Genomic DNA, 15,877 nt, shown 5'->3' with positions numbered 1-15,877 from the left:
GGACAAGCCAATAACGCTTGAACCCACTTCATTTATTTAAAACGACCATAGCTTTGATTATGGCTAATCAAGAGGTTGAGGAGACGATATGAACCAGAAGCTTGTAGGCCTTGTCGCCGCATGCACGATAGCGGCTCTGCCCGGTGTGGCTGCGGCGAATTGCGAAATCAAAATAGGCGCAACGGGTCCGCTATCCGGCGCCGCCACGCAGTGGGGATTGGCGATCAAAGGGGCTGCTGACTATGTGGCCGCCGAAGTCAATGCCAAAGGCGGGATGAAGGTCGGGGACGAAACCTGTCAGCTGCGTGTTGTTGCCATTGATGCGAAGTACACCGCAGAAGGTGCCGCCGCAGCGGCGAACAATTTTGTCAGCCAGGGCGTCAAGTTCATCCTGGGACCCATGGGTTCGCCGGAGGTCACTGGTATGAAGCCGATCGCCACGCGCAACAAGATGCTCATGATGAGCGATAGCTACGCGCGTGACGCCATCGGTCCTCGTTGGCCGCTCACGTTCCATATTGGACCGGGCCCGGCTGCCTGGGGAGATCCGATCGTCAAGCACGCGAAGCAAACCTTTGGCATTAAAACTGCATTGACGATTGCACCGAATGACCAGGCTGGCACCGATGTGGCCGAGGTGGTTGCTGGTATCTATGAAAAAAATGGTGTGCCGACCAAGCTCGAGTATTACCAACGTGGCACGACCAATTTCGCACCCATTGTCACACGCATCATGGCGAGCAACCCCGATACGGTGGATACGGTATCGACGCCGCCGGGTGATGCCGGCATTCTCGTCAAGCAATTGCGCCAGGCAGGCTACAAAGGGGTAATCGGCCGCCTTGGCGGACCAGGCACTGTCGAGATTGCACGTGTGGCGGGTGGTATGGACGTATTGCGCGACTTCTACTGGTTTGAGCCGGTCTTCATTGATGAGAATGTGTTGAAGCTGCAGGAAAGCTACCAGACGTTGTTAAAGGCAGAGCCGCCAGAGAACAATTTCTTCTATCTGTTTGTCGCCGGTGGCCGCGCTTTGGTGCAAGCCATTGAAAAAGCAGGCACGTATAGCGACGCTGACAAGGTAGCCGAAGTGCTGCGCAAGCTCGACGTGGTTGACCCCAACCTCGGTGAAGGCAAGTGGATCGGCCAGGCCACCTACAAGATCAACCAGGAGTTGTCGTTGCCGTTTGGTATCGGCACGATTCTTGGCGGCAAGGAACAACCTGTGATCCAGGTTAAAGCTCCTGTCGATTATTGAGATTCAAGACGAGGGGCGATCGTGGATAGCTTTATCTCAGCAGGCCTGATCGGGCTTTCGCTCGGCGCTCAGTATGCACTGCTTGCCTTGGGGTTCACGTTGATTTTCGGAATCCTCGGTGTGGTGAATTTTGCCCACGGAGGGTTTTATCTCCTGGGCGGGTATGTGGCATACGTAGGCGTATCGTGGTTCGGGATGCCTTATCCCCTCGCGGTCGTGTGCGCCGCCTTGGCGACGGCAGTATTGGGATATCTGTTCGAACTTCTGCTCCTGGAACGGGTTATCGATAACCACCTGGCAACGTTGATTCTGACGCTGGGGCTGTATCTGGTTATTTGCACCGCAGTGGTCGTGGTGTTCGGGCCGGATGCGCCGCTCTTTCAGTTCCCGGTAGACGGGGTGCTGCATTTTGGCGGTGTGTATCTGCCGTTAGCCAATCTCATCGTTTTCGCGGTTTGTTTTGGTGCAATCGGCCTGACTTATGGGCTTTTGTACCGGACCAACTTCGGACGCAGCCTGCGGGCATTGTCCGAGGACCGCCCGGTGGCAGTGGCCCTGGGTATTCGTGCCAGAGTAATGTTTCCCTTGGCTTTTGCTCTGGCTACCGGCCTGGCGGGGATGACCGGAGCGCTGGTCACGCCCATACTCTCGCTCACGCCTCACGTAGGTGATCCAGTGCTGGCCGCCTCGTTCCTGGTGGTTATCTTGGGAGGTCTGGGCAGCCTGGGCGGCGCCACAATCGCCGCTTTTCTGGTTGGCCTGGTCGAGGCCTATGCCGCTGTCTATCTGGGCGGCTCCAAAGGCGCGCTGATGCTGTTTGTGCTTGTTCTGATTGTCTTGCTTGTGAGACCGACCGGACTCATGGGCGTGCGGACACGCGGAGCCTGAGATCATGCAAAAAAGTAATCTGATACGTATTGTCGGGCCTTCGGAGTCGATCGCGCTGGCACTGATGGCGCTTGCGCTGATTCTGCCGGCGATCATGACCGACGCGGCGGCGGTGTCTGTTCTGACGCAGTTCATGATCGCGTCGATGGGAGCGCTTAGCGTCTACATCATGCTGCGTATGGATCTGATGTTTTTTGCGGTGCCCGCCTTCATGGCGATCGGAGGATATGCCGCAGCGATTCTGAGTGCCCGTCACGACATCACGGATCTATCTATCCTGACGGTGACGGCATTCGGGTTGCCCTTTCTGCTGGCCATTCCGCTCGGTCTACTGGTATTGCGGATGAAGGGTGTGTATTTCGTGCTCGTTACCTTCGTGCTCGCTGAAATCATGCCGCTCATTCTTTTTGAGACACCTGGCTTTACGGGCGGATCGAACGGGATAGCGGGGTTGCCAGCCGTCACGGTGTTTGGGGACACCTACGCCATCGAGTCCAATAACGCCGTGCTGATGCTGGCCGCTGGCTTGGCCTTGTTGTCCGTCGTGTTGACCGTGGCACTCACCCGCTATTTCAAGTCTCAATTCGACTCTATCCGCGAAGACGAAGTCCTGGCTCAAAGCGTGGGTCTGGCAGTCGCCCGCTACAAAATCATCGGTTTTTGTTTTGCTGCGGGTGTTGCGGGACTGGCTGGATTTGCACTGGTGGAAATGTTGATGACCGCGCATCCCTCGTCGTTTTCCGCGATGTCGTCGGTAAATTACGTGGCCTATGCCATCGTTGGGGGGCAAAGCGCCATTCTGGGGCCGTTGGTGGGAGCAGGGATTCTGGTATGGGCGGCCAACTTATTCAGCTTGCAGGGCGAGATTTCGCAAGGCCTGTTCGGTCTCGTGCTGATGCTAGCCGTGGTGTTCGCCAAAGGTGGCCTCATCGGCCTCATCCAGCAATATGGAGTCCGCGTTTTCTCGCGCAAACGCCGTTCCACAGGGCAGGTCAAGGGTCAAAATGAAAAGGAGTACGTATGACTGACGTTTCTGCTCATTCTGGTCCGATACTGCAGGTCGATAACGTTTCTAAGCAGTTTGGCGGCAATCGGGTATTCAACAATGTCAGCTTGTCCTTGAGCGCAGGCGAGGTGCTTGGCGTCATCGGCCCTAACGGGGCGGGAAAAACCACGCTGATCAACGTGGTTTCAGGCCAGATAGCGCCAACCAGCGGCCGCGTCCTGTATGGCGGGCGTGATATCAGCGACAAGCTGTTTCATACCCGCAGTGCGATGGGTCTGGTGCGCTCTTTCCAGCAGACGAAAACTTTCAAGACGGCATCGGTATACGAGAACCTGCATCGAGCGAAATTATTCAGCGGACGGGGAATCTCACTCGACGAGCCCTATTTGACCGAGCTTTTACGTACGGCGGGCTTGCTCAGCCGATTGGATCACGTCAGCGATTCCTTGCCCTATGGTATGCAGAAAATGCTGGGCCTGCTCATGGCGTTTGTCACTGACCCACGTATCCTCCTGCTGGACGAACCCGCCGCTGGACTGGAAAAGGAAGAACGGTTTTTCATCGATCAGTACGTGCAGGCAGCCAGGAGAGAGATGGGCTGCTGCGTACTGTTGGTCGAACACGATATGGATCTCGTTAAACGGCTGTGTCCCCGCGTGTGCGTGCTGGACGGAGGCGTTCTGATCGCCGATGGCCCGCCCGCCGAGGTGCTGGCCCGACGCGACGTGATCGATGCCTATCTGGGAACGACGACAGAGGAGGGGCACGCTCATGCTTGAGACACGCAATCTCGCCGTCCGCTATGGCGGCATTTCCGCCTTGAGCGGGGTTTCCATTACGGTGCCAAAGAGCGAGACGGTCATTCTCGTCGGGGCAAATGGCGCGGGAAAATCCAGTCTGATCAACGCGATTATCGGAATGGCGCCGATCAGCGACGGCAGCATCCTGCTTGATGGCGTCGATCTGGGAAAGATCCCGCCTTATGAGCGTGCCAATCAGGGAATAGGGTATTCCCCGGAAGGGCGTCGGGTGTTTCCGACCATGACGGTACGCGACAACGTGCTGGCGGGCGCATCCCGGCTCGGTAGGGCGAAGCAGAGCACCATATACGAAAAACTGGCTGACTTGTTCCCCATGCTCAGAGAACGCGCGAATGATTACGCCGGATTTCTGAGCGGCGGCCAGCAACAGATGGTCGCAATCGCCCGGGCGATGAGTGCGGCGCCCAAGCTTTTGCTGTTGGACGAACCCTTTCTTGGTTTGGCTCCTGTGTGGATCGAGCAGATCAGCAAGGCGATCCGTGTATTTCGCGCCGAAGGTGTAACGGTGCTGATGACCGAACAAATGGCGGTACCGGCACTCAAGGTGGCGACCAGTGGTTATGTGATGCGTACGGGCCATATCCTGCGTCAAGGGACGGTGGATGAGCTGCGTAGCACAGCGCTTGAGGAGGAATATTTATGAGTTCGTCAAAGAATACCCAGGTGGACGATTCCCAGTATCGGCTGCTCACGGTGCACTATGCGTCCAGTCCGGCAAACCGCAAGGCACAGCACAATTTCATGGCAGCCGTGGATTTTCACGATGTGCCCATGCCACTGGATTTCTATGTCTGGGTGGCGATGTCAAAGGACAAGGTCGTGCTGATAGACAGCGGTTGCGACGAGGAGACCTGCAATCGCCGTGGACATACGTTTCATCGCTGCCCGACTGACGCGTTACGCAGTCTGGGCGTGTCGCCCGAGCAGGTCACGGACGTTATCGTCACCCATATGCACTGGGATCATCTGGGCAATCTGGAAAAATTCCCTAATGCGCGGATTCATGTGCACAAGACCGAGATGCAGCACGCTACGGGCTGCGCGATGTGTCACGAAACGCTACGCCGTCCATATGACGTCGATCAGGTTTGTACGGTATTGCGCGCGCTATATGCTGGCCGTGTTTCATTTACGGACCAGACTGCCGAAATCCTGCCAGGTATTTTCATCCGGCCAGTGGGAGGCCATGCGCCAGGCCTTCAGATCGTCGAGGTCACGACAGCCCGCGGGCAGGTGATCCTCGCGTCAGACGCCATGCATTTCTATGCCAATGGAGAGCTGACCAACCCTTATCCCGTGATTGTGAATGTGCTGGATTATATGAACGGCCTGGCGTTGCTCAAGCGTCTGGCAGCGACGCCAGACCACATTATTCCCGGGCATGACCCCAAGTTGCGCGAGCGATTCCCTGCTGTTGCGGGCATTGATGGTGTATGGGATATTTCCCAACCTGCACTACCTACGGCGAATGAGGATTAAGGCTTTGACTCACTCTTGCGGCGCCGTGGCTATGCTGAAAGAAACCAGCTGAATTGGAGCATTTTTATGGCGCGCGCAAAAAAAACGATGTCACCATCATCACCCCCCAGAATCACGGTGCAAGAGGTTGCCGATCGCGCGGGAGTATCGATCGGTACGGTCTCTCGCGTTGTCAACAACGTTCCCGGAGTTCGGCCTGCCTATGTCAAAAAAGTGCAGGCGGCGATAGACGAGTTGGGCTGGAGCCCGAACATCGCCGCGCAGAACATACGATCGCCGTCGCTGCGAATGATCGGATTCATATTCTCGGATATTCGGAATTCGCTTTATTCAAGTATGACCAAAGGCGCTGAAGAAGTGCTGAGCACCAAAGGCTATTTGCTCGTCACCGCCAGCAGCGATGGTAACCCCGAGCGTGAAGTGGCGTTGATGGAATTTTTCAAACGCCGCCGTGCGGACGGAATGATCCTGACGATCCAGGACGAAAACAATAGTGCGGTGCTTTCTGCGATCTCGAACTGGGGCATTCCGCATGTGATGATGGAGCGGGAAATTCCCATGAATTCGGTGTCCATTGGTGCCGATCATTTTCACGGGACTCGTCAGGCAGTGGAGTATTTGCTGGGTCTCGGCCATCGCCGAATTGCTTTGATTACAGGCGGCCGGGGTACGAAAGTCGCTCGCGATCGAGTGCGCGCACTCGAGGAAGCACTACGGTCGGCCGGGATTGAGCCTGATCCTGCGCTGTTTTGCCTGGACTCTTTTTCGGCCGAATACGGGCTTTCACAAACCCAACGCTTGATGAGTATGAAAGCGCCGCCCACGGCGCTGCTATCGATGGGGGTACGCCTGTTGCCAGGCGTGCTGGAGGCCTTGCAACTGATTGGCAAGAAAATCCCCGACGATCTGTCTTTGATCTGCGGCAATGACTCCGACATCGCGCGAATCGTGACCCCCCACATCACTGCTGTGCGATATGACGCGTTGGCCCTGGGCCGAATGGCTGCGGAAAACCTGATTGACCAAATAGAAAACCGGACTCACGAAGACAAGTCCGTCAGGATCGAGATCCCAACGGAATTGGTACTGCGCCAATCTTGTAGGCGCATTTCCTCATAACACTCTGCTGATATCGGATTCAGCAACGGATGGAGAGAGATACAAGTGAACGATTTGTTGTTTCAGCCTTATCGTATGCGCGAGCTGACGTTGCCGAATCGAATTGTCGTGTCGCCAATGGCACAGTACTCGGCCAATGCCGATGGCCTGGTGACGGACTGGCATCTCGTTCATTATGGAGGCCTCTCTCTGTCCGGTGCTGGCCTGGTGATCATGGAAGCCACTGCTGTTGTGCCCGAGGGTCGTGTATCGCCGTGTTGCTTGGGTTTGTGGGACGACGCGCAGGTCGAAGGCCTGCGGAGGATCGTGAATTTTGCCCGCCGGCCGAACGCAAGCTATATGGGAATCCAGCTGGCACACGCAGGGCGTAAAGCCTCGGTTGCCCAACCCTGGAACGGGGGCGCAGCACTATCTGAATCGGAGGGCGGATGGAAATTGTGGGGAGCATCGGCCACGCCCTACCCGGGCCGTGATGAACCCATCTGCCCCGATGCGGCGGACCTGGAACGGATCACCGAGAGCTATCTGGCGGCGCTCAGAAGGGCCGATGAGGCTGGTTTCGATTTGGTGGAGCTGCATGCCGCGCACGGCTATTTTTTGAACACCTTTTTGTCTCCCTTGAGCAATTCCCGCGATGATCAGTGGGGCGGAGACATCGAGGGAAGGATGCGCTATCCATTGGAGGTTTTCCGGCGTCTGCGCGAGGCATGGCCGGCTGAGAAACCCATGGGTGTGCGCATCTCCGTCACCGATTGGGTGCAAGGCGGCTGGGATATTGCATCGTCCGTAGTGTTCGCCGAGCGTTTAAAAGTATTGGGTTGCGATTATGTCGCCATCTCGAGTGGGGGCATTTCACCCGATCAGAAAATTACCGTTGGACCTGCCTATCAGGTCCCCGCCGCTGCTGAGGTCCGTGCTCAGTCCGGGCTGCCGGTGATGGCAGTTGGCATGTTGTCCGATCCAGATGTGGCGAATCGCGTATTGATCGAAGAAAAAGCCGATCTGATTGCCGTGGGCCGCGGAATGTTGTTTAACCCGCGTTGGGCCTGGCATGCCGGCCTGACGCTGAAAGGCGAAATGCGTGTCGCAGATCCGTATCTGCGCTGCCACCCCAGCTTAAGAAATCTGCCCCGTTAATCCGTTGCGTTGAACCCATATTTTGTGAGTGTCGATCATGTCGAATGACTATCTGATTTTCAGCCCGATCTCTTTCCGTGGAGTGACGCTCCCGAATCGCATTGTCCTGTCTCCCATGGCGATGTATATCGCTGAAGAAGCCGCACTAAATGACTTTCATATGACCCATTATGGCAAGTTCGCCATGGGGGGTGTGGGCCTGGTCACTGTCGAACAAACAGCGGTTTGCCGTCGAGGCAGAATTACCAATGGCTGCCTTGGCCTTTGGAGCGAAGACCATCTGCCGGCCTTTCGCCGGCTCACCGATGTGATACATAGTTTTGGCAGCAAGGCGGCGATTCAGATCAACCATGGCGGACGCAAAGCCAGTGCGCAACGAGCGTGGCAAGGTAATGGCCCCCTGACTGCAGACGATATCGCGCGTGGAGAGGAGCTGTGGCAGCCGGAAGGCCCCTCGGATCTGCCGTTTGCACCGGGGTGGCCGGTACCTGAAGCGATGACGCTAGATCGAATCCAGCTGCTGCGCCGAGAATTTGTGCAGACTGCCTTATTGGCTGAGCGGGCAGGATTCGACATTATTGAGCTGCATTTGGCGCATGGCTATCTGCTGCAGAGTTTTCTCACGCCGCTGGCAAACAAGCGTACGGATGCCTATGGCGGCTCGCTGGAGAACCGCATGCGTCTCCCTTTGGAGATTGCGCGTGACCTGCGTGCGGCGCTGTCCGATAAAACGCCGATCTTTGCGCGTATCTCCGCCACTGACTGGATTGATGGCGGCTGGACACTGGAAGACAGCGTGGTGCTGGCCGAACGACTGAAGGAAGCTGGTGTTGATTTGATCGATTGCTCGTCTGGCGGAAATCTGCTCAGGGGCGCAACCAACTCCAACCTCGCTCGTGGGCCGCTCTATCAGGTTCCCTTTGCCGAAACCGTGCGCCGCAGGGCTAACGTTCCTACGATGGCGGTTGGCATGATTCGTACCGGCGCCGAGGCAGAGCAAGTGCTGCGCGACGGCAAGGCGGATCTGGTGGCGATTGGCCGGCAATTGCTGTTCAACCCGTCCTGGGTGCAGCATTGCGCGCAAGAGCTCGGAGAAGACCCGGACTTCTCCCGTTGGCCGGAACCTTACGGGTGGTGGCTATCCAAGTGGGCAAAGGCCTTGGCGGCGGTGTAAAGACTACTCCGTCATTTCACACCGCCAGCGGAACATATCAACGGGACAGCATGCCGTTACCGTCACGATCCTGCTTGCGGAAGTCGTCCATGACTTGGCTCATGAATTCATCACGCGTGATGTAGCCACGCTTGTTCTTGTCCAGCATGGTGAATTCGGAGTCCGTAAATACGGTGGCGGTTTCCGGCCGGGAGAGCTTGCCGTCACCGGTGGTGTCAAGCTTGGTGAAGGCTTGCTCCATGAAGGTCCGATATTCGGCTTCGGTGACGTTGCCGTCGCGGTTGGTGTCCATCCGCTCAAAGAGTTGAGCTTCGGTCGGACGCGGCTGCATCTGGGTCTGGGCCTGAGCCGCAAAACCGGCAAGGCAAAAGGACAACGCGGCAATGGGGGCGAGGCGGTGCAGTGTCTTTTTCATGGTGAACCTCATTTGCAGCCTAAACGATTACCGGCGTAGCCACCGGCACCAGCGCCCGCGATCGTGGCAACGGTCTTGCCCGTGCCGCCGCCGACCATGCTACCTAGCAGGCCACCCGCAACGGCGCCCCCCACGGTGCCAGCAATACAGTCGAATTCCGAGCTGGTGTGCATGCCGCCACCCGATTGGCAGCCCGCCAACGCGCCCATCAGCGCGATGGCTATGAATGTCTTGTTCATTGCGTTTACCTCCTTTGATTGGTCAATACAGGGACCTAATGCAGCAGGACGTCAGAACTAGCATATACAAAGTTTCGGGAAATAGCACTCCCTGGGGGTCACCGGTGCTCAACACCATCCGTCGTTAGCTGGCCTGTCCACACTGCTTGCTGGTCGCGGGCAATTGTCCAGCGGAGCAAAGACCGTAGCGATTGCACAACGTTTTGGGGGTGGACAATACAAAAAGTTGCACCCGTTTCTTTACAACCAGTCAATCTCCACTCCCAGCGCTGAGTTTTTCGTGGCCCGCAGCAACTGATGCACCGGCGACGTCAATGCAAGTTCAGTGTGAAAGAACCAATCGCACGCCGCGATTTTTCCCCGGTAAAAATCCGCAAGGTCAGGGCGTACCGCCATCTGCGCATGCGCGACTTGCGCCTGCCACAACCAGATCCATGCGACGACGTTATGACCGAACAAGTCCAGGTAGTAGGCCGCATTAGCGCATCCTTCGCGGGGGTTCTGCGCAATGGTGTCCAACAAGACCCTGGTCGTTTCACGCAGTTCCCGCCACGACAGGTCCAATGCAATCGCATGCTCAGCAAGCTTTGGGTCGCCGCTGGCTTTTGCAGCCTCTATCGAGCGCATCACACGCTGGTGCAAACGCTCCAGCGCCTGCCCATTGTGCATGCCCGCCTTTCGGTTGAGCAAATCCATCGCTTGAATACCGTGCGTGCCTTCATGCAGGGCGTTCAGGCGATTGTCTCGATAGAATTGTTCCACTGGATACTCGCGCGTGTAGCCGTATCCGCCATGCACCTGAATCGCGAGGTCGTTGGTTGCCAATCCGAATCGCGCAGGCCAGGACTTGACCACAGGAATCAGCAGCGGCAACAACAGCGCGGCCTCCGCGCGTTCATCCGCATCGGGATGATTCGCCTCGTCGTCGGCCAACCTCGCTGCGACGAGACATAGGGACAACGCGCCTTCTGCGTAGGCTTTCTGAGTCAGCAGCATCCGCCGCACATCCGCATGTTCAACGATGGGTACCTGGGGACTCTGCGGATCGTTGGCGCCGGGCAGCCGTCCCTGGCGTCTCTCTTTTGCATAGGCCAGCGCATGACGGTAGCCCGTGTAGGCCAACATGGTGGCTCCCATGCCGACGCCGATTCTCGCCTCGTTCATCATCGTGAACATACAGCGCAGGCCTTGGCCGGGTTCTCCGATCAACTCTCCGATGCAACCATCGTTTTCCCCGAATGAGAGCATCGTTGAGGTGGTGCCCCGGTAGCCCATCTTATGGATCAAGCCCGCGAGCGCGACATCGTTCGATTCACCAGCTCGCCCCTCATTGTCAACGCGAAGTTTCGGCACGATGAACAGCGACAGGCCCCGAGCGCCCGGCGGCGCACCGGCAATGCGCGCCAGAACGAGGTGCACGATGTTCTCGCTGATATCGTGGTCGCCTGCAGAAATGAAAATCTTCTGACCCTTGATCGAATAGCGGCCGTCAGATAGCGGGGTAGCGGTAGAGCGCAGATCAGGCACCGAGGATCCGGCATCGGATTCGGTTAGCGCCATCGTTCCCAGCCAGCGCCCCTCAAGCAAGGACGGCAGGAATCGCCTTTTTTGTTCGGCAGTGCCGAACGCGCGTATCAGGTTGGCATTGGCAGCGGTGAGGAAACAGTATGCAGAGGTCCCGACGTTCGCCGCACGGAACAATGCCAGGCAGGATTGAGAGATGGTGATCGGCAGTTGCATGCCACCCAGTTCGTAATCGTGCGTCGCGGCCAGGAATCCGCCTTTGGCAAAAGCGCGTACCGCTTCGCCGACCGCGGGCAAGGTTTTGACTGTCTGGCCATCAAACTCAGGTTCGTTCTCGTCCGCGAGCCGATTGTGAGGAGCGAAATATTGGCTGGCCAAACGCTGTGCCGCGTCGATCGCGGCGTCGAAGGTTTCGCGAGAATGATCGGCATAGCGTTCCCGCTGGGTCAATGACGCACTGTCCAGCATGTCGTAGAGCACAAAATCGAGATGGTCGCGGCAGATAAGAAGGTTGGTCATCAGGCTTCCGAATCGTCAAAGAAGGCTATCTAAGTTCTGCAGTGCAGAATATAAAACTGCATTGCAGAACTATTTTGACCATGCTAGCATCAAATCACATACAAGACCGGAAAAATCCGGTATGGGGTTCTACACGCTGCGTTTGGTTATGGCTGACGAGTTGGTGTATGTCTGCCGCGGCTTTTTGCAGTTTCGACATGCCCACCTACGGAGACAAACTATGAAATTCAGCGCTGCCTTGGCGATATTCGTGCTGGCCGTGAGTCAGTCCCTCTCAGTTGCCGCTGCCCAGGACAACTATCCTGAAAAGCCCATCACCCTCATTGTTCCGTATGGCGCGGGCGGTACTACTGATGTCATGGCGCGAGCGCTGGGGACCAGCTTGTCGAAACAGCTGAAGCAGCCCGTAATCATCGAGAACAAGCCAGGCGTGGGCGGGTCCATGGGGGTGGCGGCGATGCAGACCGCCAAACCCGACGGCTACACCCTGACCATGACGCCGGTAGGCATCTTTCGCCAGCCCCATTTGCAACCGGTGTCCTGGGATCCCATCCGTGATGTGACCTACATAGCGACGATCCTGACCTATGACTTCGCGGTGGCCGTGAAGGCTGATTCACCGTTCAAGACGGCCAAGGACCTGGTCGACTATGCGAAACAGCATCCGGGCGAGATCGATTACGGTACGCCGGGGCGGTACACAGGCAATCAAGTTGTGCTCGCCATGCTGGGCAAACGCGAGGGCGTAGAGTTCACCCATATCCCTTACAAAGGCGACGCGGACGCGACCGCAGCGTTGGTGGGCGGGCATGTTCGGGCCGCCGTTGTGACGAACAGCATTCTCGCCCAGGTCAAGTCGGGCAACGTACGCGTGTTGGCCACAGCGGACGAGGCGCGCAACCCCGAGTTCGAGGGCGTACCTACGCTGAAAGAACTCGGCTACGACGTCGTTGTGAAATCCCCCCTGGGAATCGGCGGCCCTGCGAATCTGCCTGCGCCTATCGTCGAAAAGCTGGACAAAGCCATCAAAGCGGCATTGGAGGATAACGAGGTCAAGACCGCTGCCAAGAACTTCGGTGTCAGAACGTACTATCTCGATCATGATGCCTATGCTGCGTTCGCCAAGAACGAGTATGAAACTCAAAAACCCTTGATCACCGATCTAGGCCTGTAACGATTCGGGCTTCGTGCCCTAGATGTAAAACATGACCATTGCGCAAACCTCTACAGACACTCTGACGCGTTCAAAAAGCACGGACTCGGAAGACAGGCATTTCGTGACAGCGCTCGCGCGCGGTTTGGAGGTTCTAGCCAGCTTTAACGGCGGCGATAGCGCTTTGGGCAATCAGGAGATCGCGCGTCTCTGTGGGCTGCCGAAGTCCACGGTGTCGCGCCTGACCGCCACGCTGGCACGACTGGGCTACCTGCGGCTGGATGAGAGCACCGGCAAATATCACCTCGGTGTAGCCACGTTGGCTTTGGGGGCCGGTATGCTCGCCAAGCTGGACGTACGCCAGATTGCCAAACCCGGCATGCAGCAGTTGGCGACCGCTTGCGGTGGTCTGGTGGCGCTCGGTGCCCGTGACAGGTTTTCGATGCTGTATCTGGAGGCCTGCCGTAGTCAGGTTGCCTTGACCTTGAATCTGCAAATGGGTTCGCATGTGCCTATTGCCGTCACGGCCATCGGGCGTGCTTATCTGGTAGAGGCGGGCCCCGCAGAGCAACGCGAGATCATTGAACGCGCCAGCGAACTGGACATCAGCTCCGGGCAAGCCATCGCACGAGGGCTCGAGCAGGCAAAGGAAGACTACGCCAAGCTAGGCTGCACCTGCTGCTTTGGCGACTGGAACCCCGACGTGCACAGCATCGCCGTCGGCCTGCGGCTCGGCGGCAGTCAACCACTGATGGCGCTGAACTTCGGCGGGCCTGCGTTTCGCATGTCACGCGAGTATCTGCTTAACGAGGTCCGTCCGCGCTTGCTGGATCTGGCATCACAGATCAAGGAACAGACGGGCGCTCCTGTCTAGGTTACCGCTGTAGGCAATGCCAGTATCGCTTTTCCCATTACACCGAACGTGAAAGGTTCTTCATACATATGACGCAGCTCACCTATACCGTGGTCGACGGCATCGCTCTGATCACGATGCAGAATCCACCCGTCAACAGCATGGGGCACATGCAACGCCGACAGATCCTCGAATCTTTGGATCGAGCCGAGGCAGACGCCGCTGTACAGGCTGTGGTGATAACGGGTTCCGAGCAAGTGTTCTCGGGTGGTGCCGACATTACTGAGTTCGGAACGCCAAAGGCGAACCGGCATCCGACGTTGCGCGACGTCATTGACGCGCTCGATGCATATTCCAAGCCTGTCGTCGCCGCCATCGATGGCATATGCCTTGGTGGCGGGCTCGAGTTAGCCCTGGCGACACATTACCGTGTCGCTACCATACGGGCGTTGGTTGGTTTGCCGGAAGTAAAACTGGGCTTATTGCCGGGCGCGGGAGGCACACAGCGGCTGCCACGCCTGGTGGGACTGGAGCGTGGGCTGGATATGATCGTCAACGGCAAAAAAGAAAAAGCCGCTGACCTGACCGACACCCGCCTGTTTGATCTAGTGGTCGAGGGCGCTGTGGCGGATGCCGCCATGGCGTTTGCCCGCGAACGCGTTCGCGCCGGCGATCCGATCCGCCGCACGCGCGACCTCACCATCACGGAGCCGGATGCGCAAGCGTTCCTGCAAGTCGTTCGACGCAACACAGCAGCCGCTCACCCTCGGCTGCCCGCACCCTCGCAATGCGTCGAGGCCGTCGCCGGCTGCCTGCTCCCATTCGACGATGGGATCAAGAAAGAGCGGTCGCTTTTCATCCAACTGATGAATACGCCCGAATCCGCGGCACTACGGCATGTCTTCGCTGCCGAGCGTGCCGCGGCCAAGGTGCCGGGCATCTCGCCACATACTCCGAAACGCGAGATCCGCCGCGTCGGCCTCATTGGTGCTGGCACCATGGGTACCGGCATCAGCATGAATTTCCTGAACGCCGGCATACCGGTGACCTTGCTTGATATGAGCGACGAGGCACTTGCCCGGGGCGTAGCCACCATTGGCAAGAACTACGAAGCGACCAAGCGTAAGGGAAGAATCAGCCAAACGCAGGTGGAACAGCGAATTGCCTTGTTGCAGACGACCCTCAGCTATAGCGATCTGAGCGATGTGGACCTGGTCATCGAGGCTGCATTCGAAGACATGGCGATCAAGGAAAAAATATTCCGCACGTTGGACGAGGTGCTAAAGCCAGGTGCGATCCTGGCGACTAACACCTCTACCCTTGACGTCAATGCCATCGCCGGATTCGTCAAGCGTCCCTCAGATGTGGTGGGCTTGCATTTCTTCAGCCCGGCCAATGTCATGCGATTGCTTGAAATCGTGCGTGCCGATCAGACCTCTGACGAAGTTCTGGCGACCTCTCTCGGCCTGGCGAAGGTGATTGGCAAACAGCCGGTAGTCTCAGGCGTGTGTGACGGCTTTATCGGCAACCGCATGCTCAACGGGTATCGTGAAGCAGGCGAGGAATTGCTGTTGCTGGGGGCGTCGCCCAAGGAGATCGACAGTGCTCTCGAGGACTTCGGCTTTGCCATGGGCCCGTATCGCATGGGCGACCTGGCAGGCTTGGACATTGGTTGGGCCATCCGAAAGCGCCGGCAAGCCGAGCATCCGGACCGGGATTTCTCCTGCGTAGCGGATCGCCTCTGCGAAGCAGGACGATTTGGTCAGAAGACTGGCGCGGGTTGGTATCGATACGAATCTGGCAGCCGCACTGCTCACGCAGACCCCGCGGTTGCCGAGATTCTCGATGCCTACCGCCAGGAGAAATCCATCGTGCCGCGCAGTTTTACCTCGCGTGAGATCGTCGAGCGCTGCGTGTTCGCGCTGGTCAACGAGGGCGCACGAATCCTGGAGGAAGGCATCGCGCAACGGGCCTCTGACCTGGACATCGTATACCTCAATGGGTATGGCTTCCCGCTGCATCGCGGTGGCCCCATGCACTATGCCCAGCAGGTCGGCCTGTACAACGTGGTGCGCGCCATGCGCCGGTTTGCCGCGCAGTCGCGCAATCCGAAATTCTGGCAGCCAGCCTCGATGCTGATTCAGCTGGCCGAATCCGGCGACGCATTGAAATAACCCGTGATCACTTGAGGACATCTTGGCTGCACCCTTCCCAAAAGGAAAGGGATTCCCACTTCACCGAACCGAGCCGTCGTACATCATCATTCATGCACTCAGGTCTTACCGTTTCTCG

General features: G+C 57.7%; 15 protein-coding genes. 12 read left to right on the top strand and 3 right to left on the bottom strand.

Going from position 1 to position 15,877, the window contains the following annotated elements; genetic code table 11:
• The first annotated feature begins 88 nt into the window (after nt 1–88).
• The 9 genes from CAL20_RS20325 to CAL20_RS20285 all read left to right on the top strand — a co-directional run bounded on the left by CAL20_RS20325 (nt 89) and on the right by CAL20_RS20285 (nt 8,882).
• Nucleotides 89–1,258 carry an ABC transporter substrate-binding protein gene (locus CAL20_RS20325; RefSeq protein WP_094838808.1) on the top strand — a complete coding sequence of 390 codons (1,170 nt, stop codon included), beginning with the start codon at nt 89–91 and terminating at the stop codon, nt 1,256–1,258.
• Nucleotides 1,259–1,279: 21 nt separating this feature from the next.
• Complete coding sequence (locus tag CAL20_RS20320; RefSeq protein WP_094822898.1) at nt 1,280–2,146, top strand: branched-chain amino acid ABC transporter permease; 867 nt, start codon at nt 1,280–1,282, stop codon at nt 2,144–2,146.
• Between the two features lie 4 nt (nt 2,147–2,150).
• The gene (locus CAL20_RS20315) at nt 2,151–3,170 is read left to right on the top strand and encodes a branched-chain amino acid ABC transporter permease (protein WP_094838807.1); all 1,020 of its coding nucleotides are present in this window, start codon (nt 2,151–2,153) and stop codon (nt 3,168–3,170) included.
• Nucleotides 3,167–3,931 carry an ABC transporter ATP-binding protein gene (locus CAL20_RS20310; protein WP_094838806.1) on the top strand — a complete coding sequence of 255 codons (765 nt, stop codon included), beginning with the start codon at nt 3,167–3,169 and terminating at the stop codon, nt 3,929–3,931. The genes CAL20_RS20315 and CAL20_RS20310 overlap by 4 nt, the downstream gene beginning before the upstream one ends.
• Nucleotides 3,885–4,616: an ABC transporter ATP-binding protein gene (locus tag CAL20_RS20305; RefSeq protein WP_256981659.1), complete on the top strand. Its 732-nt coding sequence runs from the start codon at nt 3,885–3,887 to the stop codon at nt 4,614–4,616. The genes CAL20_RS20310 and CAL20_RS20305 overlap by 47 nt, the downstream gene beginning before the upstream one ends.
• A complete protein-coding gene (locus CAL20_RS20300; RefSeq protein ID WP_094838804.1) occupies nt 4,613–5,452 on the top strand; it encodes an N-acyl homoserine lactonase family protein in 840 nt (279 codons plus the stop codon). Before CAL20_RS20305 ends, CAL20_RS20300 begins: the two co-directional genes overlap by 4 nt.
• An 87-nt stretch (nt 5,453–5,539) precedes the next feature.
• The gene (locus CAL20_RS20295; protein WP_094838936.1) at nt 5,540–6,571 is read left to right on the top strand and encodes a LacI family DNA-binding transcriptional regulator; all 1,032 of its coding nucleotides are present in this window, start codon (nt 5,540–5,542) and stop codon (nt 6,569–6,571) included.
• A 45-nt stretch (nt 6,572–6,616) separates the two neighbouring features.
• Nucleotides 6,617–7,708: an NADH:flavin oxidoreductase/NADH oxidase gene (locus CAL20_RS20290; protein ID WP_094838803.1), complete on the top strand. Its 1,092-nt coding sequence runs from the start codon at nt 6,617–6,619 to the stop codon at nt 7,706–7,708.
• A gap of 37 nt (nt 7,709–7,745) precedes the next feature.
• Nucleotides 7,746–8,882: an NADH:flavin oxidoreductase/NADH oxidase gene (locus CAL20_RS20285; protein WP_094838802.1), complete on the top strand. Its 1,137-nt coding sequence runs from the start codon at nt 7,746–7,748 to the stop codon at nt 8,880–8,882.
• A 37-nt stretch (nt 8,883–8,919) separates the two neighbouring features.
• On the opposite strand, the gene CAL20_RS20280 is transcribed toward CAL20_RS20285, so the two are convergent.
• The 3 genes from CAL20_RS20280 to CAL20_RS20270 form a co-directional block, all read right to left on the bottom strand.
• The gene (locus tag CAL20_RS20280; protein ID WP_179266710.1) at nt 8,920–9,297 is read right to left on the bottom strand and encodes an EF-hand domain-containing protein; all 378 of its coding nucleotides are present in this window, start codon (nt 9,295–9,297) and stop codon (nt 8,920–8,922) included.
• Nucleotides 9,298–9,305: 8 nt separating this feature from the next.
• Entirely contained in the window at nt 9,306–9,536 is a 231-nt protein-coding gene (locus CAL20_RS20275; RefSeq protein ID WP_094838800.1) for a glycine zipper 2TM domain-containing protein, read from the bottom strand.
• A gap of 240 nt (nt 9,537–9,776) precedes the next feature.
• A complete protein-coding gene (locus CAL20_RS20270; protein ID WP_094838799.1) occupies nt 9,777–11,579 on the bottom strand; it encodes an acyl-CoA dehydrogenase in 1,803 nt (600 codons plus the stop codon).
• A gap of 220 nt (nt 11,580–11,799) precedes the next feature.
• On the opposite strand from CAL20_RS20270, the gene CAL20_RS20265 reads away from it, so the two are divergent.
• The 3 genes from CAL20_RS20265 to CAL20_RS20255 all read left to right on the top strand — a co-directional run bounded on the left by CAL20_RS20265 (nt 11,800) and on the right by CAL20_RS20255 (nt 15,759).
• Nucleotides 11,800–12,753, top strand: coding sequence for a tripartite tricarboxylate transporter substrate binding protein (locus tag CAL20_RS20265; RefSeq protein ID WP_094838935.1), 954 nt, complete (start codon nt 11,800–11,802; stop codon nt 12,751–12,753).
• A 31-nt stretch (nt 12,754–12,784) separates the two neighbouring features.
• The gene (locus CAL20_RS20260; protein WP_094838798.1) at nt 12,785–13,606 is read left to right on the top strand and encodes an IclR family transcriptional regulator; all 822 of its coding nucleotides are present in this window, start codon (nt 12,785–12,787) and stop codon (nt 13,604–13,606) included.
• A 68-nt stretch (nt 13,607–13,674) separates the two neighbouring features.
• Nucleotides 13,675–15,759, top strand: coding sequence for a 3-hydroxyacyl-CoA dehydrogenase NAD-binding domain-containing protein (locus CAL20_RS20255; protein WP_094838797.1), 2,085 nt, complete (start codon nt 13,675–13,677; stop codon nt 15,757–15,759).
• Nucleotides 15,760–15,877: the final 118 nt, after the last annotated feature.

Source organism: Bordetella genomosp. 4 (assembly GCF_002261185.1).
Lineage (GTDB): Bacteria > Pseudomonadota > Gammaproteobacteria > Burkholderiales > Burkholderiaceae_B > Bordetella_A.
This window is presented reverse-complemented; position numbering and strand designations above follow the sequence as displayed.